We start from the raw sequence: 20842 nt of genomic DNA, 5'->3' as shown, positions 1-20842 counted from the left end.
CAATAATAATATTGTTATCTCATCTCCCTTTTTTAAAAGAAGAAATTTTAAGGACTCATATATTTTTTCGTGAACTTGTGGGTAGGTTGATAATTTTAATTTCACAATATTGCAGGGCTATTAATGAACGTACCACTTAATGCGAGCTTACGACTTGTTTAACTTTATGGGTTTATTATTTAGATTAATAGACGCTGAGCCTGTAATGGGTTGCATATTACTTTATCAAAAAATTTTTCAACATTCGCATTCAAATTTATAGGCTTATCGCGGTCTCGAGGTAGAGGCTTTTACCTACCATTAAAGGCAGTTGAATGTCTCTATTACGCAGAAAAAAAATAACATTCCCGCTGGATGCGGGAATGTTATGAGGCACACTAAATTATTCACGTGCTTATATGGATCGCTCTACACACTACCATTTTGGCAGATTGCATTGATAGGTGAATTAAAAGGATCGTAAGAGCCGTGATTTGGACCAAAGAATCCTAAATAGCCGGGATTTGTTTTGCTTACCCAACCAGGTTTTGTGCTGATAAGTAATTTATTCTTATCTAAGACTTTAACGTTACTGAATACACCGTTATCGATAATAATTTTAGTTAAGTCAATGCCGGTTGCACTAAAGTCTAATAAGATAGGGGCGCTAGCAGCGTACACATCATAACCTAGCCAATAACTGCCGGAACCCTGTTTGCGCTGAGAAAGACAAGTCTGCGCGGGATCTGCTGTTTTTTCTACTTGGATGTAACCATTAACCACCGTACTCGTCATGGGAACATAAATCATGTTCTCAGTGGCAGACTTAATGGGGTTAATGGTTTTGTTATCAGAGCTTAATACACCAATTTTAGCTAAAAATTGATTGCCCGGATTAACGACTTGAGCTAAAGCATAAGCCCATGCGTCTGCAGCCGCTGTCACATCAGTTAAAACCATGGGTGTGCTAGGGAAGAAATAATCCTTTCCAGTGTTATCAATAAGCCTGAGCTGGATTTTATCACCTGCCTTCAATGTTGAATCCAGTGTTGCGCGGCCTACTGTTTTCCAAGTTGCATTGACAGCAGCGGGTAAATGAACAAATTGAGTACTTACTCGATTTGATGTTTGACCTTCCTGAACTGTTAAATTAACCGTCACTTGCTGCTGTGCATTAATATTTGCAATCTGCAAACGCGCTTTTGCACCTTGACCATTGAGCAATTGATAAGGCGCTAAATTTTCTGCGTCGATGGTCCAGTTATAACTTAAATTAGTACCTACTGAAGTACTTGCATCTAATTGCAATTCAGTGGGTCCCGTTACTTGCGCAGGCAAGGGGCTAATAACCGCTTTAACATTAACGGGAGGATTAGTATCGGGTGAGAATAGGACATCGATACAGGAGTGAAAACGCTCATAAGTATTTTTATTACGTCCCCATTCCGCATAAATTACTGAACGATTCTTACGGGTAGGTACGGTGCAAGTTGTAATGAATCGATTGTTAGCTTTATCGGGAACAACATTAGGATTTGCATTTGGCGTTTGATCATTGTATTTAAGATTACAAAAAGGCGTTGCTTCAAAGTCGTTCCAAGTTAACTCTTTCTTAGGATCAAATTGAAAATTGGGTTTGGTAATCCAATAGACAAACTCTTCAGTATCGCCAAAATGGTTACCCCAAGAAATATTCCAAGTAAATTTTTGCTGGCCACCTGCGATAAGAGTCGTCGGCCAATCGTTGGCTCTATCCCACGGTGTTTTGCCACCGCTCCACATTTCAGAGGCAAATCCACAAACATATTTAGGTAATTGCTCGATTGTTTTCGTCGAATGGCCAATGGTATGGGTTAAGACTGCCATAAAATTGTAAACGCTATTATCCATCGTGCCATCTTCTTTGGTCATAATAGGTCGACATTTTTCATGCGTCATTTTATCTTTATAAATTTCATCTGGCTTACTTTCAACGCCGCAAAATTGCTCACGAGAAGCTGGGCTTTCAATGACTCCGTGGGCAAATGTTGTAACTGAGGTTAATAATAATGATAAACAAGAAAAGAAAATGAGAATAACTTGTCTGATTGAGTGCATATTTTTATATCCATATAAAAAATTATTTATAAACGAAATTGTGACGCTATTCAAATGCTATCTAATTAAACCATAAAATGATAAGGATAAGGCAAAAAAATAGTGTGAAATGAAGAAAATGTTTCATTTTAAGTTCATACATAAAGTATATTGGATGCATTCTTATAACGCGTAGCGTGTTGATCTTACCATCTGATTGAATGTCACAACATGACTTTATATATATGCCGAGAGTATCGGCGCTACTCCTCGATTAGTGCGGGTTATTGGGTACCGTTGTGCTTTAAGTACCTTGCCTTGCAATGACGATTACTCATTTATATTCGAAATCAAGGTTCTAAATTAAAAATAACACTATTAATCAATTATTTACTATACTTAACCCGCAATAAGCTTACTTTAACCATCACCGCTTCTCCATCATCTATAATTTAATTAATAATTTCAACTTGATGATGCTATTTCTATGGCAATGATTATTATCGGCTCCGGACCCGCGGCACTTGCATGTGCATTAGCGTTATTAAGGTTAAACCAACAAGTTATTTTAATAACAAAACAAAAGTTACAAGATAGAGGCGATTTCATTCGTCCTCAACGCACCACTATGCATCCAGAAACAATTGCTGTACTCAAAACTTATTTAGTTAAAGAAGTAAATGGTGCAAGACGTTATCTTGATGCAATTACGCAATCAAATACCTCTCAGATTAAAGATGTAGAAAGATATCTTTTTGATCAGATTCAACAGTATGCGGATAACATCATCATAAAAGATCATATTCATGAAATTCTCAAAATTGATTTAGAACAAAAATACCTTCTCATTGAAAATAATAATCGATATGACTTTCAATATTTAATTATCGCAGAAGGTTCAAGAAGGGAAGTCATCCAAACTCATTTATTAGGATATGGGTTCCGGGTCACAGATATGGGGCTAGATTACCGTCATCCTTATCACGCCACTATTTCACTCAAACAGTCTTTTACTTTTTCTAATCCTCATCGTTCTTTAAAATCATTAGAGCAAGATCACTATCAAGTTGGAGATTTAGCTTTATTACGTGCTCATGGTTGGGAAGAAGAATATCCACCGCTCACTTATTCAATGAAGGGGGAGAGAGATAATGAAGTGGTTGTAACAGGGGAGATTCCAAAATTAATTTATGACATTGAAGATAAAAATATAAAACGTAAACTACTTGTTGCATGGGCCAAGACAGTTCTTATGATTCAAATGAATATTGAAACGAGTGAATTAAATATTAAAGAAACGACAAAGCATGATTCGAAAAAATTGAATTTACGATGTATGGATTTTAAAACGAATGGTATGCAACAAGTCGAACCCGGCCATTTAGCGAGTCAAGATCATGGTCAAAAGATTAATGGTGGGGTTTTTCTTCTAGGCGACGCACTTATTGCTTCGTTTTATCCGCGCGGGTATGGTTTAAATTATGCCATTCAGTTAGCGGATTATTTAGGGCAATTGATCGGTGGTCAAATTACTTATGCTGACTATTGTCATAAAGAGGAAGAATATCGTAACAATGCAATAAACTTGAGTAGAAAAGATATTATAGACGGACAAAATAAACGAATTGAAGAATTACAGGGTTTAATAACTGATCTAGAAAAAGATGCGGCAAGCGCACCACCAGAATTTCAAGCTATCATTGGTGCTAAATTATATGAAAATAAATCTATATTATTTCCTAAACTCGAAACGCTGAAAATAGATCCTGATGATAATCATAGTCGTGAATTAATCGATAAATTAAAGAAAATATCGAATTTACCGGTGTAACATTTATTTTAAGTAAGTACGATTTTTATAAAAAAAGCCTGCCATTAATGCAGGCCAATTTCTTTTGCCTTAAGTTCGATGTATAGAAATATTTCATACGCACATCACCGTGGCCAAATCATTCAATTCAGTATTACTCAATGAGTAAGCACGTATTAACCTCAACTTAAAAAGACTTTTGGTCTTAACTATAAAAAAATTGTATAGGTAATATAATCAAATACTATTATACCGCCACTTCATGTTTATTTAATATGCATGCTGTTGTTTAGTACTATAAAATTTATGAATGAAGGAGATTTTATGCATTTTTACAAAGTAATTTTACTTATATTATTTGTTTCGATGAAAGCTTATGCGTTAACGCCCCCTAAATATTGTCCTAGTGTGCGTGCTATAGAAACAGTTGGCGTAAGCGTAGCAAAGCAACAAGACAATTCAAGCGCAAAATGGATTGTCTATAATCCCAGCTCACCCTACGACACGGATTCATTATGGACATTTGTCATGGCGACGGACAAAAATTTTGATAATGAGGCTGAAGCAATTAAATTTGCAAGAGAGGATATGTCATCATTACAGCCATTTGGCGGCGTTAATCCAGATAACAAAAATAGTAAATTCTATTGTATTTATTTGTCTAATAATTTTTGGGCAGTAGCAGTTAGTCCAGCGAAAGATCCACAGGCTGCATTGAGTAGTATTTTAAGTTTACACTTTAAACATAAGTAACACTGTTATGGGAAATCCAATAGGCCCTATTGGATTTCATCTGGTTAGCTATATGCTAATTCTTTTCAAAAAAATATATAAACCTTCAGTATCATCATGGTGGCTAAAGATTATCTCGGTAGGATTGATTTTCTTTTGAAACATGTTAATGTTCACCTATCATTCGATCGTACTTTTAAATACTCTAGGAAAACTATGATAAATTTTTACAAAGGTTTGCTAACGCTATTGACGATCGCTGGTGCCGCCCCTGCACTTGCAGATATTTGCCAATCTACTTACAATGAAAAAAAGTTTTCACAAGTGACAATTGATTATAAACAATTTGTACGATGTTCTTATAAAGATAGGCAATTTTATGAAATAGCTGGTGACTTTTCTCCCATCGACGGGCCTTGGGATTTTTATCCAGCGTTTAAAATGGATATATGTTCATCCGCAAATAGTAAAGACTGTGTTTATAAACGAAATAAATAATTTGCGCATAGGGTGGATCGTATCCACGAGCATTAAATAATTAAGATGCGAGGGAAAGGCATTTTGATGAGTGCAACATATATTTTATTTTTACAGATTTAACAAAGTAATCAGTTTAAAGTGAAGTGTAAAATGGGACTTTCTAACTCACGTTACTTACCTGCTTTACATTTCATCTCATTCGCTAACGGTAATGAAAGAAGTTTCTAAGGTAACCAAAGATTAAATTTCAAGCATTCGCTCTTAAAAATTAATAGCAAAATGGGCGCATGTAAGCCATGCAAGTTGACTACGCGCACTATGAGGATAGATCTAGCCTGATTATTTGCAATTATATTTTGTAGGGTCGGAAAGTGTGATGAGTGTGATCATTGCATCACTTAAAATTTACCTCTGTAAAAAAATAATCAAAATTCAAAACTTGAGCTAGTTTAACCAAAATTTATTGTTATTATTAGAGGCAAAATATGTTCCAAAGAAATTGTGTAACAATTCAGAATCAAGAACCGCCTCAGAAGGTTATAACTCAATTCTTGACCCCCGTTCCCCTGTTGACTGATTTCGTTTTGTCAATTTTACCCGCAGACCAAATTAATTTTGTTCACCTGCAAATGAGTCAGCATCATTATCATTTTAAACTTGCTAAACATGGATGCATTGCAGATCCCAGAATTGATTTAACAGCCTCTGTACTCATTGATCATGAAAATCATGCTTATGCTGTCTATCCTAATGCAGTGGCGGGGATGGGAAAAAGTAAAGTTAAATTTGTTCAAGATGTTGATTCGTTTGAATGGTATGTAGTAAAAAAATTCACGTATAAACCTACAAACGAAATCGAAATGTTAAAAATGAATAATAGATTCGTATCCTATTTAGAAATAGAACCAAAAGCAAATCAGAGTAATATGACCTCAACAATTTATAATATGCTTTATCATCTGGGTTTTATAAACGGTAAGTATTATGTAATACAAAAATTAATCGATGGAGAGTCTTTGTTAGAATTATCTTATAATATCATGTACTCAAATTTATCTGAGAAAGTTCAAAGCGCGCTTGGTATTGTTTCCAGTATTGAAAAAGTTCATAGAAAAAATATTATTCATAGAGATATCAAGGGTGGTAATCTAATGTATGACCAAAAAAAACAGAAGTGGAACCTCGTAGATTTCGGCGAATCTCTTGATCGAAAGAATCTGCCATTTAATGGAAAAATGACTGATTGTCCCGGAACGGAAGGGTTTGATGCACCTGAAACTTCACCTGAATTTTACAACCGACATGGCTATACATTGCCATCCTATAAGTCCGATATATATTCTTTGGGTATTGTTTTTAGAAAATATATCTTTTGTGATGAAGATGAGCTCGTTAATTCAAGTGAAGGTAAAATAATATTATCATTATTAACCAGTATGACGCATATAACGGCAGCCTTGCGACCTAGCCTTGAGGATATTAAAAATAAATTTCAATGCATTTTAGACAAAACAAATCATGTAAAGAATACATTGGCCCAAGCTTATTCTGTTGACCAAGCCTCATCTAAATTAAACTATTTCACTATTTTTAATCAATATCCAAAAACATTGCAAAAAACTCATGAAATAAGATGTTCTGATCCTCAATTTACTCATACCTAAAGATGTGGAAAGATTAAAGAAATTAGCAAAATGATAATGACTCATTGAACGCGCTCATTTACTTTGAATTCGATTTCTTTTGTTATTAACAACATCCAAACAGCCTAGGGCCTACTGGTTAAGTAACACCTTAGCTGGAAACTATTTTAAAACATGTTTTGTCGAAGGTAACAAAAATTTGAGTGGTAATGTTCGAAGAAAACGGTCTCTTTGAGAGCGGTAATATGGATATTAATTGAAACATGCTAGTTAAATTACCTTAACTTAATCTAATTTTTTATTTAATAGAGATGATTTTATAATTTCTAAAAGTTCGTAGAGACTTGTTTTCGATTTCAACAATGTTTTGTAAGTATAGTGTCCAAAATCTTCTGGTAGTTCAAATGCTGAAAAAACGATAATTGGAATATTCTTTTTGCTAAGCTCTGGTAAAAGCTGAATCCCAGAACCATCTGGTAATGATAAATCAAGGATAACTAGATCAAATCGCTGTTCATCTAAAGTAGCTTTAGCTGCCTTTAAAGTAGTCGTGCCGATAACATTTGCTTCTTCTTGAGCTAAATTTGCTATGACTTCTAGTAAATCTACTTCATCTTCAATTAGTAAAATATTAGGTGATTTTTCCTTGACGTAATTTTTGATTAGTTGAATATTATTAAGAACGCGTTCGAGATTAATTGGTTTATCCATCCAATCTACAATTGAGATAGCGCTACCGTTTAATGTATCAGAATTTTTTTCGTTAGTAAGTGAAGTTGCGATGATGGGTAATTGGGCAGCAGTATATTGAACTCTGAGTTTTTTAAGAAAGGAGATCCCATCGACATCAGGCAAAGCTAGATTTATCATTAAAGCATCAATATGATTTTTATTTAAAATTGTAAGAGCATCTTGGCCGGTGTGGGTAATAATGACTTTATATTCATTTTTTTCCAAAAATTCTTTTAATTCCTGTGCGATTTCCATTTCATGACAAATCAATAATACAGGAATTTTATCAAAAAATAATTTTTGCGTAGGCGAGTTTGTAACGAGTGGTAATTCGAAAAAGAAAGTTGTTTGTTTGTTTTTATTTAATCGGAATCCTATATATCCGTCAAGCCTTTCAATAATATCTTTGCTAATACTTAAACCGAGCCCTGTGCCTGTTTGTTTGCGGGCTGAATTGGTATTCGCCTGCGCAAATTTATTAAAGATACTTGCTTGAAATTCTTCGGGAATCGCCTCACCTGTATTGGTGACAGAAACAATGATTTTGTTATCATGTTCGTTAATATTTACCGCTACTATTCCTGCAGGTATAGAAAATTTGATTGCATTGGATAATAGGTTAGTAATGACTTGCACAAGTCGGTCATGATCAGCATTGACAGTCCCTCTTGCTTGCTCATGTAATTGAACGCTTATACCAAATTGTTCAGCGTAAGATTGGTTAGCTATAATTGCTTCGTTAACTAATCTGCCAATGTCGCAAGGTGTTATATTTAATTCCATCTTTCCTGATTCAATTTTAGCAACATCTAAAATATCGTTAATTAAACGAATTAATCTTTCACTATTTTGTTTGCCAATCTGTAATAACTTTTGTGCTTTTTCCGGTAAAATGCCACCGACGCCAGCGACTAATAAGGAGAGCGACCCTTGAATTGAAGTAAGTGGTGTTCTAAGCTCATGACTGACAACTGAAATAAATTCATTTTTCATATTTTGAATTTTTTTCCACTCAGTAATATCTCTGCTAATACTACATGCACCAATTACATTGCCTAATTTATCTTTCAAAGGTGATATCGTTACTGAAATAGGAATAACATGACCGTCCTTATGTTTCCTTTCTGTTTCTAAATACCGTACCCCTTTCCCTTGTCTAATTTGTTGTTCAGCTTCGCGAAATTCATTTAAACGATCCGGTAGAAAAATAAGCAAGATAGATTTACCGATGACTTCATTGGCATGATAGCCATATAAATGCTCGGCTCCTTCATTCCAGCTTGTAATGACACCTTCTAATGATTTACTAATGATTGCATCATCGGTAAATTCTACAATGGACGCCCACTTTGATTGAACATATTCGATTCTTTCCAATTCAGCATTGCTTTTTTTGAGCTCGCCATTCAGTTTTTCTAATTGCCAAGGAGAGGGAATTTTTAATAAGACCGGCAGAAGGGGCCAAAGTAAGATAGCTGTAATAAATGAAACAGCGCCAGTAAAAGCAAGTATCAAGGCTTCCAATCCATACAAGGGGTACCATAAGGTGACGATAGACATCACATGCGTGAAACCACACGCCAGAATAAATGCACCAAACAACACAAAAATCCATTTAAATCCCATGTCTTTTCTTTTCAAGATAAGATAGATTAATGCAACTGGAATCATAAAATACGAGAGTGCAATAACACCGTTACCTAAGACCATAGTCCACAAAATACCGGGGCGCCATAGTAGACACATGCCATGAGGCATAAAGCCCTGAATTTGAAAAAATCTATCAATAAAATCCACCTCTTTCTCCTTGGGCGTAATTTCCTATCAATCTTCTGCATTTCGCTTTTTGAAAAAATTTATAGGTTGATTCAAAAATTGAAAAAAGTTCGATTATTCTAGCTTACAAATAGTTCGTAGCTAAAGACCAAATTGAACGTCTAGACTAATCCATCATATTAGATGGTTAATTCTCTCTCATCTAGGATTTAGATTCAAATCAAGTTGAAAAGGCGGTTTGGAGAAGCTCATAATATCGACTTAAAAATTTTGGTCTTTTCGTTAACATTGGATGATATATATGAACTTCATTTTATTGATAGGTGCCATTTTGGGGTTGTTGTCAGTTATCATCGCAGCTTATGTTGATCACTATTTAGGATTGCATTTGACCGGTAAAAGCTTAAACGGCATGTTAACTGCGCTGCGCTACCATCAACTGTATGCCATTGTTATCTGTATAATAGGTTTATCATTACCAGGGCAAGTTAGTGATCGAATTAAGTTTTGGCTGACAACTTCTGCTTACACATTTTCACTTGGAATTTTATTATTTAGTTTTAGTATCTATCTTTCATCTATATTTCATATTCGAGGGATAGTCTACCTTACCCCCGTTGGCGGCGTATTGTTGATGACAGGATGGGCGCTTTTGATAAGATCAGCTTTGTGGAAAATGAAATAACCCTTTTTATTTACTAAAACTTTTGTTAATTAAAAGAGTTCAAAACACTTTCAATTATCACTATACTATCGAGTTCATTATGATTCGTATTGATTAATATCAGGCGACAGTGTAATTGCGTATATAAAAGTTATATTTTAAATGATGAAATTTTGCAAAGGATGATGCAATGAAAAGAATTTTTAAATTTGCTATCTTGTTTTTATTTAGCTCTACGTGCTCTGCTAATGTTTTTTCAATTCAAAAACCTACATGGTTTGCAAAGTTTGACGCAGGTTTTGCCTGGAGTAGTAATTCAGGAATTTCCAATCCAGACCCTTCTTTTTGGGATGCAGCTAATCAAGGTTACGATGCAAATTTAGGAAATCGTAGTTTTGCATCAATAGGCCTGGGTGCCACCTTAAATGAATATTTAAATTTAGACATAGACTATACCCGTTACGCGACTTTTAATTATCAACAATATCAAACAGGGTCTAGCGTAACACCAGGCTTTAGTGGAAATGCGCGCACACGCTTTTTTGATTTAAATGTACAAAGTGTTTTACTTAATTTAACCGCACATCCCAATCCTAATCAATTTGGACTCCATTTCTATAATTTGGTTATCTATCCCTTTGCAAGTTTGGGAGCGGGCGTAGGTATCAATCGCATGAGTAATTTTCATACGGTTGCATATAATACAGTAGCGACTTCGGGCGTGGTTTCTTCTCTTGGTAAAGATACCACCCAAAACACTTTTGCATGGCAAGGATCGTTGGGTCTCACCTTCGCGCCCGTCCAAAGTTATCTCGCAGCGGATATTGGTTATCGTTATTATGATGGCGGAGATTTTCAAAGTCCCAATCAAATAATGGCAAATTCACCCTTCGAAGCCGGCACCTTAATTTCAGCGCCGCGATGGCAAGGTAAATTAAAAACCAATCAAATATTTCTTGTTATCCGATTCTTAGCCACATAGCTTTAAGTTACATTTGCATTCCATGTAACCCAGGGTAATTTTAGATGGATATTTTCCTGGGTTACCTGAATTTTCTTGATCATTAAAACCTTCTTCATCCTACAAAAATAGTACTTAAATCTACTCCATATCATTGAGTAAACGTTTTGTATTCATTAGAAGCATTTGAATGGCTTTCATTATTTTCTTGAATAGAATTGGGCGTTTTACCCATATTACTTTGCTTATAAATTGAAAAAATAAAGTTTGAATGAGGGGGCTTATTTACTTTAAGCGCATAATAGGGATTAAAAGAAAATGGCTCTTCCATAAAAAAATGATAATAATTGAGATAATATTGCTGGGCTTTAGACAGAGTTGAAAAATTTTCTTGAAGCACTTTTAAATCAAGATTGGCTGCTAAACTTATACTTCCATTATCAAATTGGGTTTTAGGATCTGCGGGATTTAATTCTTTTTTTAATACATGTTGATAACCTGCTTTTTGTAATATTGCTGGAATACTGCTTGCAGCCTTATTACTTCCTCCACGATAAATTAAAAATCCATCTTCTGTTAAGAGACGATGAGCTAAATCAAAAGCTTTGAGTAAGCGTTCTTCACCTAACCATGGAAAGCATTCGAAGTAAATGAAACTAAATCTTTGTGGGGGCAAGGCACTACATTGATTTTCGTTGGTGATATCAATTACAGCATCGGGAGCAACTTGAGCATCGATATCAATCGTATAAAAATTATGGGGCGTTCGGATTGATGGAGTGGAATCAGAATCCTCAGACCATCCGCCGCCTACAATAAGAGCAGCACCTTTGAACTGGCTTATATCTCTGGGCATAAAATACCTATTTTTTTTATTATTATTTTTAAAATTCTGGCAAGGTGAAACGAAGTGTAATCCGAAAAAGCGTTTTATCGCAAACACTTTCCTCAAGGATATGTACTTCCTACTAAGGTCCCATAATCTTTTTTCGCGCAATATCAAAACGGGAAAGGGGGGAATTATATTCGTTCATGCGAGCTTTCGCATCATTGCGAATGGAGTTGATTTTTTCGGCCGATAAATCATAGATTGTTATATAATCTTCAATCGCCTCTTTTACATCATTTATCGACGGAACAGGTCCACGTTCTGGATGATCGTAATGCTTAAAGTTTGGAACTTTTTCATACTTTTTCATATCATGCGGATTCAACGACAGAGCTTCTTGTAAAATATATAAAGATAATAATAATTGCGGTACGCAATAGGTCGTCAGTAATTGCCTTAAATGTTTTTCATCTTTATTACCAGCAATCCAACTTGATTTTTCTAGTATTTCCACACAAAGATAACCTTTTATCATATGACCCAACAAAAAATCCTTTGCAATGGCAAGATCTGCATAGGCTAAAGCTTTTTGATAATACATGTTATACCACTGGAAGGGCTCCGTTTTGAGACATAACCGACCTAATTGATACAAAGCTAAGCAGGCTTGTGAATCATGAAATTGGGCTACATTTTCCAATAATTTTTTGTATTGCGCAGGATTGCTTTCACCTAATGATAAAGCCCATGCTAACTTTTGTTCGGTATTAGAATATAATTGCTGAAATAAATGAAACAGTTTAGACATCGGTCTTCCTTAACATTGTGCTTGAGATTTGCACTAGGTTAAAGGGATTAAAAAGTTTGTCAATGCTGTGAGAGTAAGTTAGCGCACCTGACCCATAATTATCTGAGTTTAATCGCCGTCACTACCCTAGACAAAAGGAGAATTTATGGCGATTTTTAAGATTATTCTACTTTACCTAAGTTAAGTGCGTTTGGTTTTTTTATGATAAGGAGCACAAATTTTAACGCAAAGTATGCCGCTTAGAAAAGTAATCCGGTGTGATTCAAATATTAAGCGTCATTTGGATTTCGTCCAAAATTCTCGAACATTTCATCGATTATTGAATGTGAACATTATCAATGATTGCGCCAGCCTTATTACCAAAAATGCCTTCATAATAACAAACCCATCGGTGACGTTCAGCCTCATAAACAGGACTAATTTGCGCGGGAAGCAAATTCGACTGGGTAAGATAAAAATAAGCTTTATCATGCGCATCACGGGCGTCTTTTGCATCAAAAGGAGATAAATAAAAAAACCATTTATTTTGCGTATCAAAATAATTGTAGTCTTGCGCAAACCATTTATCGCCACCTCTGGAAATGTTTAAATGCGCAGCATGCAATGCCAAATGCCCAGGACATTTTTTAGGAGTAAATGCATGCCCTGCATGAACAAAGATCATGGTAAAAATAATTAAAAATACTTTTGCTTTCATGTTTATTTCCTATTCTCATCAAGTTTTTTAGGGAAGCTCTGATTGCCATAAACATTACACTCATTTTTTGAAAACCGTAAGAAAGCACTAATTTTATATTAAGTAACTAAAATGATACTAAGTAACCAAGAGAGTGATTAAGCAGGACGATCTATCTCTTAAGTCATAACGAAAGGTTCACAATTTTTAAAGCAAAAGAAGGCGTGTGTTATGAAGTTGTTAAATGTGTTATCAAGTAAAAAACTTTTTTAATAACATAGAAGTACTTTACAATCATCTTTGTAAATATCTTATAATTAAACCACAAAGCAATCTAACAAGATGAACGTACGCTAATTAAGGAAAAAAATGAATAATAGGTATGAAGAAGAGGTAACTTACGAACAACTGCGTGAAAAAGCACTTAAAGGATGTCAAATGATTGACGGGGTGTATCTATCTTCAGCCATAGCGGTAAGGGCTACGGGTTTACATTCAATATCAGCTCCCTTTAGGAAAAATTATTCGGCTTTTGAAAAATGCAATCCTCATGATATTACAAAAGTAATCATAGAAATTGCAACCAAATTAACTCATTTAGACGAATATTGTAACAATGGTTATAAATTTGCATTACAACTGTTAGATATGGCCGAACGAAGCCCATTGGTAACAGACTCTAAAACCAAAAAACATCATCATTTCTTTTTTAAATCGTGCTCACAAAAACTTCAAGAGTGTCACAACAACATTGTTAATTGGGACGTAAAAAAGCAGATAAAAAATGAAGAGCTAAGAGTCATGCAAAAGAAAATTTATGGAAGATAATATTGAACAGTTATAGATTCAAACATGTAGTTTGAAATGAGTGTTGAGTAAAAGCGAGTCTCAGTATTTCCCCTTAAAGCCGTACAAGACTCGCTATTATTTTATACTACACGATAATCACAATTCATCATCTCAATTTAATAATAGGATAAACCCAGTTAAAGCGTATCCGGTAAATCTTCCCTCTCTTAAAATTTAATAAAAAGTTCTGCATAGTTTGACTTTTATTTGAGAAGAGACTGGGCTATGCAAAATGATCCGGATAATTTTAAAAGTGAGTGATTAGACCCTGATAAATGGACCACGTCATTGAATGTCGTTAGAATGCTCCCGTTGTGCGGACGCCAGTAAATCTACTCCAAGATAAAAAAAATAGATAAGAGTTAAAACGTTAAAGCCCGAGAACAACGGACACCAAGGGCTTCATGCTGAAGGTCAGTGTTTTGAGAGCCGCCGGCCGCTACGAAAGTTTGGGACCACGCGACGTCATTGGAACCAGAGAATTGGGTGGAACTCCAGTACTTGCCAGAGAGCCCACCAAAACCGAAGCGAACCAAATTCGTACTTATATTTGCAAGTCCCGCACTGCAATTCCCGGCTTGACCTGCTCCTCCCATTTGGCAAATAGCCGGTAGGTACCAATCGCCAGCTGCAGCTCCACCGTTGGTACTGTTGTAGCAATTTACAGCGGCACTAGCACCAATCCCGCCAGTATTTTTAATAATACTCGTATTGGCGAGACCGTCTGTCTTACTTGTAGCGCTCGTTATAACACCATTACCCCATTGAAAAGAGGGTAAATTATTTGTATCAATAACTTGGACCGTTGAGCCAGAGACCGCCCAGACCAAATAACTGTTCACGGTAAACGCTAGTGCCGTTGTCGGTGGTGAGGTAATATTATCACCTGTCACAGTAATGCTCCCTTGTGCAACGTAAGGGGCAGTTGAAGTAAATGTTAACGTGCACGTGCCACCATTGGGTGATATGGCGGTACAACCCGTTGCATCTTGTGTCACACCGGTCCAGCCCCCCGGGAGCATTGCCGCAACATTATAGGCCGTATAGATCGTCCCGGTATTGGTCACCATAAGACTTCCAGAAGCACCATTCACTGGAATTGTTCCCGTTAAGGACACAGTAAGGGTAGTATTATTGGTCACACAACTCACGCTCACATTCGTAATATTCGAACTACCAATAGTGCCGCTACCATTGGTTACGGTACAAGTCTGCGCTAAAGGCTGAGTCAGCACTGTCACATTATAGGTGCTGCCTTGAGCAACAGGCGTAGAAAACGTAAAGCTACCGTTACTACTGATTGGGGTCGAATTAATACCGTTATTTTGGAGTGTCACGGTGCCGCTAAGTCCCGAAACACTACCTCCTACGGTACTCGTATTAGTGGAACACGTGACTGCGACATTGGACACATTGGCGCTCCCCATGGTACCTGAGCCATTTGCGACACTGCACGTTTGAGTTGCGGGTTGAGTAAGCACTGTCACGCTGTAGGTGCTGCCTTGAGCAACAGGCGTGGAGAACGTAAAGCTACCATTACTGCTTATAGGGGTCGAATTAATACCATTATTTTGGAGTGTCACGGTGCCGCTAAGTCCCGAAACACTACCTCCTACGGTGAAAGTATTTGTGGAACACGTGACGGTGACATTAGATACATTGGCGCTTCCCATGGTACCTGAGCCATTTGCGACAGAGCACGTTTGATTTTCGGGTTGAGTGAGCACTGTCACGTTATAGGTGCTACCTTTAGTTACAGGCGTCGAAAATGTAAAATTACCGTCGGTGCTGATCGAAGTCGAATTTGTGCCGTTATTTTGCAAGATGACCGTGCCACTCAAACCTGACAGCGTTCCTCCCACAGAAAATTCAGTCGTACTACTTGCTGCGATGCTCGTAGACGTTGTGCTGCTTGCGGAAAATAAACAGTATCCATTTGGTGTTGGGGTACAACCGGCTAAGGCATAGTTTGGCGTATTCACCTTTATCCCTACTGATGGGTAAACATGATTGGGAATCGTCGTACTGATACTTAAATTTAATGCCGAAACAGTGTAATTTTGACAGGAAAAGGGTCCGGCTCCGTTAAGGCATAACGTTAAGCTTAGATTAGCAGGTGCACCTGTTGCCGTGACATTAAAGAATTGACCGGAGCCTGCGACCGTTATTGGGCTCATACCCATCGCGAATAATGCACAAAACAAGAGAGAAATTCGTTTCATTAGATATCTTTATCCTATTGCAAAGCAGCAAAGGCGCATAACACACACATTGTTTAATGATTGTAATCTGACTTTTCTACATTCCGACAGAAAGAACGATTGCATTCGCATATACGTTCCCCGTCTTTAAGTTATTTAACACTTGGCTACTACTTGCTTTAAAATGACCTTGTCCTAGATAAAAAAAGCGATAGCCAATCTCAATAGGAATTTGACCAAAAGCATGATTGATTTTGAGGCCGATCCCAATTGTCGCGCTGAAAGTGGTTGTTGTATTACTAGAGAAAGGCTGTTCGGGTATTGTAACTCCCCCATCAAGAGAGTTTTCTGTAAAGCTATTGACGCGCATAAAATTCGGACCGACACCGCCATCAATACTGAGGGCATAGTTAGGAGAATTTAAGTTAAGAGCTGATTTGATCATTGCGTAAATGGGATAATGATAAAGCTGATAGCTATAAGATAAATTAGTGAATAAATTTTCTTGAATGACGTTACCTGAAACAGACGTCGCAGCCAAATAAAATGCGTTAATACCGTAGCTAATAGTAAACAGATTACTTATTTGTCCATCTATAAAATAACCTAGCCCTACTAATCCACTATTGTTATGGGAATCAGACACAGTGAATGTATCACCGATCAGGTCTTGGATATTAATGTGCTGGGTATTTCCTTGTGTTCCTCGATAGGCACCCAGCTCAAAAACGGGATGTCCGTGCATTAAAGCTGATATAAATGCATTATTCAATTGTGTGCTGTTGATAGAAGGAGATTGAATGTCAGCAAAAACGGATCGGGTATTTAGTAAAATCAATAACAATAAAAAACTTCGATTTCTGTATTTACTAGACAGCATGCTCCAATCCATGAGGTATCATCAATTAGTGTAGCTTTTAATCCAATCATGACGTTATTAGAATAAACTTTGAAAGTCAATGACAAGAGAGGCATTGTCGCGATAAATCCATAGGACCCCATCCAGATAAAATTAACGGGATGTATAAATCGGAATTATTTTATAAAAAATTAGCAGATAAGATTACCCAAAATGATACCTCGCTACTTCCCCTAATTAATTGCAACTCGCCAATGTATGCTGTATTTAAAGCATAGCTTTGCTATGTATTGGTTACTCTAAACAATCTATGCCTATCCATAATATCTTTCTATACTCTTAGATAGGGCCAGCACCCTTTTTACTATTCTTAATTTCTTTAACAAAGTACGATCTCAGTAGCAAAATTCAAATACCGAGAACAATGTTCATATTAAATTTAATCGAATTATAAAAATACATACAAAATATGTTATTGGAATTAGAGCAATAATTTATAAACAAAGCGCAAATAATTATATTTTGTTAAACATTGCAGAACATAAGCCTGTCCGTATACTTTATACTTTAATTTTGAATTTATTTTATAATTATTTCACAATGAAATTACGGTAACAGTACGGTATTTACTTTAAAAAATTAAGAAGGTCAAATATCAGTAAATATATTACTTTTTTTATTATAGGTTTACTCGTCATGATTTCTTCACCTAAGACATTTAGTCAACCCCTACGCGTCATTGTATGGTCAGAGGGTACAGAACCTAAAACGGTTTATCCTAAAGGTATCAATGGTGCAATTGGTGATTTTCTAGCACAAGAAAAAGATTTAGAAGTGACAACTGCAACTCTCACCGATGATGACTACGGCGTCAGTCAATCTAGGTTAAATCGCACGGATGTGCTCATTTGGTTTGGACATAAAAAGCATGATGAAATTCCGGATGAAGTTGCGGATCGCATTAAGCTACAAGTGGAAAATAAAGGGATGAAATTGATTGCATTGCATTCATCACATTTTTCCAAAGCTTTTAAAAGTATTTTAAATCATAGCGGCGCATGGGCAGATTATAGAGATACGGGGGAGTCTGAAACAATTAAAATTGTTGATGCAAAACATCCCATCGCGGAAGGGGTCAGTGATTTTATCATTCCTCATACTGAAATTTATGACGAGCCTTTTCAAGTTCCAGAACCGCAGAGCGTCATCGCGAAAGGAACTTGGGTGAGTGGATCGACGAGTCGTGAAATTATGACTTGGACGGTAGGCAAAGGGTCGGTAGTCTATATCCGAGCAGGCCACGAAGATTACCCCATTTTTTTTATGCCCCCAATGCAGCGACTTATTACCAATGCAGTTTATTGGAAAGCTCAATAATTTATTAATCATGACGAGTAGAAACAAATGAAATATAAACGTCTACGTTTAGGATTAATTGGTGGTGGTATCGACTCAATGATTGGCCCTATTCATCGTTACGCTGCGAGATTAGATAATTGCTATGAATTAGTGGGCGGAGCCTTTAGTCGTGATAAAAATAAATCACTCCATTTAGGAGAAGAATTAGGTCTTGATGAAACGCGTATTTACAAAGATTACCGTGACTTAATCCAGCAAGAAGCTACTCTTTCTCCCCAAGCACGGTTTGAAGTCATAGGAATTTTAACACCTAATGCTGACCACTTTCCAATTGCAAAAGCGTTAATGGAGGCAGATTATCATCTCATTTTAGAAAAACCGATCACCACGCGTTTAACAGATGCCATAGAACTTCAGTGCTTAGCTGAATCTTATAAACGCTTATGCTGTGTAACCTATACTTATGCTGGTTATCCAATGATTAAAGAAGCTAAACACCTTATACAAATAGGTAAAATTGGCAAGGTCAAACGCATCAATATTAATTTTTCTCAAGACTGGTTATTGGATTATGTAGATAAGACTAATAAGCAAGCAAAATGGCGTCAAGATCCAGCGCTTGGCGGAATAGCTGGGACAATGGGTGATATTGGAGTCCATGCATTTCATTTAGCAGAATATATAAGTGGTTTAGAAGTAACAGAAATTGCCGCTGAACTTAATACTTTTGTACCGCAAAGAAATTTAGATGATGATGGTGTTGTTTTATTACACTTTAATAATGGCGCAAAAGGTACATTAAATGCATCGCAAGTTCTGTGCGGAGATAAAGCTAATTTAATGGTTACCGTGTGCGGAGAAAAAGGAACAATATTGTGGGAACATGCGCACGCTAATAAACTTAATCTTTACAGAAAAAATCATCATCATGAAATTTTACATGCTGGAAAAGATAATGCTGATTTAAGTGCAATAACATTACATAATTGTCGATTGCCAGCAGGCCATCCGGAAGGATTAATTGAAGCTTTTGCAAATCATTATCGCAATTTTGCCTTGAGCATACAGTCACTCAAAGAAGGTAGCAAAAGCAAAATGGAGTATGATGATTATCCAAAATTAGCAGAAGGAGTGCGCAGTCTTGCGTTTATCGAAGCAGCCGTCCTTTCCAGTCAAAATAAGGGGAAATGGACGAACCTATTTTAGTTGGCATGGTTGCATAAAAATCAATGCCTGAATTTCGGCGGCACGAATTTATAAATCCACTATAATCATTCGACGGTTTTCGTATTATCAGTGAGATTGAATATGCTAACTTCTAAAAAAATAAAGGAATATTATCAAGCTTTACTTAGTAAAAATTCTGAGTATGAAGGTGTATTTTATGTTGGGGTTAAAACCACGGGTGTATTTTGCCGACCCTCTTGTCCAGCCCGAAAACCCAAATTTGAGAATTGTGAATTCTTTGTAACAGCCAAAGAAGCATTACTGGCTTCTTTTAGACCTTGTCAACGCTGTCAGCCCTTATCACATCCCAACCAAGTTTCACCGATTGTCCAAATGTTAGTAAAAGCGATTGAAGATCATCCCGAAAAAAGGTGGAAAGAACAAGATTTTCGCGCTTTGTCTATCGATGTATCAACTGCCCGCAGACAATTTAAGCAACGTTTTGGCATGACATTGATAGAATATGCAAGAACAAGACGCATGGGATTGGCCCTAAAAAATATTAAAGAGGGTAAAACAATTATTGATGCTCAATGTTCTGCCGGCTATGAATCCGGCAGTGGGTTTCGCGATGCTTTTTCAAGAATTATGGGAGCACCGCCAACACGGGCTAACAATCTTATTTTAAAAGCAGCGTGGTTGGATACTCAACTGGGCCCTATGGTTGCCCTTGCTGATGATACAGGTTTATATTTACTAGAGTTCATTGATCGACGCGGTTTAGAAAATGAAATTAAACGTTTGCGAAAGAAACTCAATGCAGCCATCATTCCTGGCGAAACCCCAACCATTAAAAGTATTGAGACTGAACTCATTGATTATTTTAATGGAAAGAGTTTTTACTTCAAAACGCCTGTGCATTTAATCGGCTCAGCTTTTCAAAAAAGTGTATGGCAAACATTGATAAAAATTCCCCCCGGTGAAACACGCTCATATTTGCAAATTGCAGTCTCATTAAAAAAACCTACAGCTTTTCGCGCAGTAGCACTTGCTAACGGGGCAAATCAGTTAGCTATTATTGTTCCTTGTCACCGCGTCATCAATACTAATGGAGAGCTTGGGGGGTATGGTGGAGGATTGCCTCGCAAACAATGGTTGTTGGAACACGAGAAAAAAATTTCGGAAAATCAAAATAAATAATATACAAGAATATTTATTATTTTTGGAAGTCTAAATTAAAA

Annotated in this window: 17 protein-coding genes; 10 read left to right on the top strand and 7 right to left on the bottom strand. The window is 36.4% G+C overall.

What is annotated here, in order from left to right:
• Positions 1-408: 408 nt before the first annotated feature.
• On the bottom strand, positions 409-2076 hold the full coding sequence (locus tag H0W64_10160) for a lytic polysaccharide monooxygenase (protein MBA3662082.1): 1668 nt from the start codon (positions 2074-2076) through the stop codon (positions 409-411).
• Between the two features lie 466 nt (positions 2077-2542).
• Between H0W64_10160 and H0W64_10155 the strand changes: the two genes are divergently transcribed.
• From H0W64_10155 to H0W64_10140, 4 genes are all read left to right on the top strand, one after another.
• Entirely contained in the window at positions 2543-3886 is a 1344-nt protein-coding gene (locus H0W64_10155) for an FAD-dependent oxidoreductase (GenBank protein MBA3662081.1), read from the top strand.
• Positions 3887-4189: 303 nt separating this feature from the next.
• Positions 4190-4618 carry a DUF4949 domain-containing protein gene (locus H0W64_10150; GenBank protein MBA3662080.1) on the top strand — a complete coding sequence of 143 codons (429 nt, stop codon included), beginning with the start codon at positions 4190-4192 and terminating at the stop codon, positions 4616-4618.
• Positions 4619-4813: 195 nt separating this feature from the next.
• On the top strand, positions 4814-5095 hold the full coding sequence (locus H0W64_10145) for a hypothetical protein (protein MBA3662079.1): 282 nt from the start codon (positions 4814-4816) through the stop codon (positions 5093-5095).
• A 566-nt stretch (positions 5096-5661) separates the two neighbouring features.
• Positions 5662-6741, top strand: coding sequence for a protein kinase (locus H0W64_10140; protein MBA3662078.1), 1080 nt, complete (start codon positions 5662-5664; stop codon positions 6739-6741).
• A gap of 264 nt (positions 6742-7005) precedes the next feature.
• Here the strand turns inward: H0W64_10140 and H0W64_10135 are convergent, their stop codons facing one another.
• The gene (locus H0W64_10135) at positions 7006-9249 is read right to left on the bottom strand and encodes a response regulator (protein MBA3662077.1); all 2244 of its coding nucleotides are present in this window, start codon (positions 9247-9249) and stop codon (positions 7006-7008) included.
• A 280-nt stretch (positions 9250-9529) separates the two neighbouring features.
• Here H0W64_10135 and H0W64_10130 point away from each other — a divergent pair, with 280 nt between their 5' ends.
• Together H0W64_10130 and H0W64_10125 are read left to right on the top strand one after the other, a co-directional pair.
• Positions 9530-9913, top strand: a complete 384-nt coding sequence (locus H0W64_10130; protein ID MBA3662076.1) for a DUF423 domain-containing protein — start codon at positions 9530-9532, stop codon at positions 9911-9913.
• A gap of 169 nt (positions 9914-10082) precedes the next feature.
• On the top strand, positions 10083-10874 hold the full coding sequence (locus tag H0W64_10125; GenBank protein MBA3662075.1) for a porin family protein: 792 nt from the start codon (positions 10083-10085) through the stop codon (positions 10872-10874).
• Positions 10875-11004: 130 nt separating this feature from the next.
• Here the strand turns inward: H0W64_10125 and H0W64_10120 are convergent, their stop codons facing one another.
• The 3 genes from H0W64_10120 to H0W64_10110 all read right to left on the bottom strand — a co-directional run bounded on the left by H0W64_10120 (position 11005) and on the right by H0W64_10110 (position 13187).
• On the bottom strand, positions 11005-11709 hold the full coding sequence (locus tag H0W64_10120) for a hypothetical protein (GenBank protein MBA3662074.1): 705 nt from the start codon (positions 11707-11709) through the stop codon (positions 11005-11007).
• Between the two features lie 112 nt (positions 11710-11821).
• Positions 11822-12490 carry a hypothetical protein gene (locus H0W64_10115; GenBank protein ID MBA3662073.1) on the bottom strand — a complete coding sequence of 223 codons (669 nt, stop codon included), beginning with the start codon at positions 12488-12490 and terminating at the stop codon, positions 11822-11824.
• A gap of 316 nt (positions 12491-12806) precedes the next feature.
• Positions 12807-13187 carry a hypothetical protein gene (locus tag H0W64_10110; GenBank protein ID MBA3662072.1) on the bottom strand — a complete coding sequence of 127 codons (381 nt, stop codon included), beginning with the start codon at positions 13185-13187 and terminating at the stop codon, positions 12807-12809.
• A gap of 348 nt (positions 13188-13535) precedes the next feature.
• Between H0W64_10110 and H0W64_10105 the strand changes: the two genes are divergently transcribed.
• Positions 13536-13994, top strand: coding sequence for a hypothetical protein (locus H0W64_10105; GenBank protein MBA3662071.1), 459 nt, complete (start codon positions 13536-13538; stop codon positions 13992-13994).
• A gap of 383 nt (positions 13995-14377) precedes the next feature.
• Here H0W64_10105 and H0W64_10100 read toward each other — a convergent pair whose 3' ends face one another.
• The gene (locus H0W64_10100; GenBank protein ID MBA3662070.1) at positions 14378-16237 is read right to left on the bottom strand and encodes a hypothetical protein; all 1860 of its coding nucleotides are present in this window, start codon (positions 16235-16237) and stop codon (positions 14378-14380) included.
• A gap of 76 nt (positions 16238-16313) precedes the next feature.
• Positions 16314-17096 carry a hypothetical protein gene (locus H0W64_10095; protein MBA3662069.1) on the bottom strand — a complete coding sequence of 261 codons (783 nt, stop codon included), beginning with the start codon at positions 17094-17096 and terminating at the stop codon, positions 16314-16316.
• Between the two features lie 675 nt (positions 17097-17771).
• Here H0W64_10095 and H0W64_10090 point away from each other — a divergent pair.
• From H0W64_10090 to H0W64_10080, 3 genes are all read left to right on the top strand, one after another.
• Positions 17772-18452 (top strand): ThuA domain-containing protein, encoded by a 681-nt coding sequence (locus H0W64_10090; protein ID MBA3662068.1) that lies wholly within the window; start codon positions 17772-17774, stop codon positions 18450-18452.
• Between the two features lie 27 nt (positions 18453-18479).
• Positions 18480-19640 (top strand): Gfo/Idh/MocA family oxidoreductase, encoded by a 1161-nt coding sequence (locus H0W64_10085; protein MBA3662067.1) that lies wholly within the window; start codon positions 18480-18482, stop codon positions 19638-19640.
• Positions 19641-19742: 102 nt separating this feature from the next.
• The gene (locus H0W64_10080; GenBank protein ID MBA3662066.1) at positions 19743-20801 is read left to right on the top strand and encodes a bifunctional transcriptional activator/DNA repair protein Ada; all 1059 of its coding nucleotides are present in this window, start codon (positions 19743-19745) and stop codon (positions 20799-20801) included.
• Positions 20802-20842: the final 41 nt, after the last annotated feature.

This window comes from Gammaproteobacteria bacterium, assembly GCA_013816845.1.
Lineage (GTDB): Bacteria > Pseudomonadota > Gammaproteobacteria > DSM-16500 > DSM-16500 > Aquicella.
Note: the sequence above shows the minus strand (reverse complement) of the source record. Positions and strands in the feature narration are given on the sequence as shown.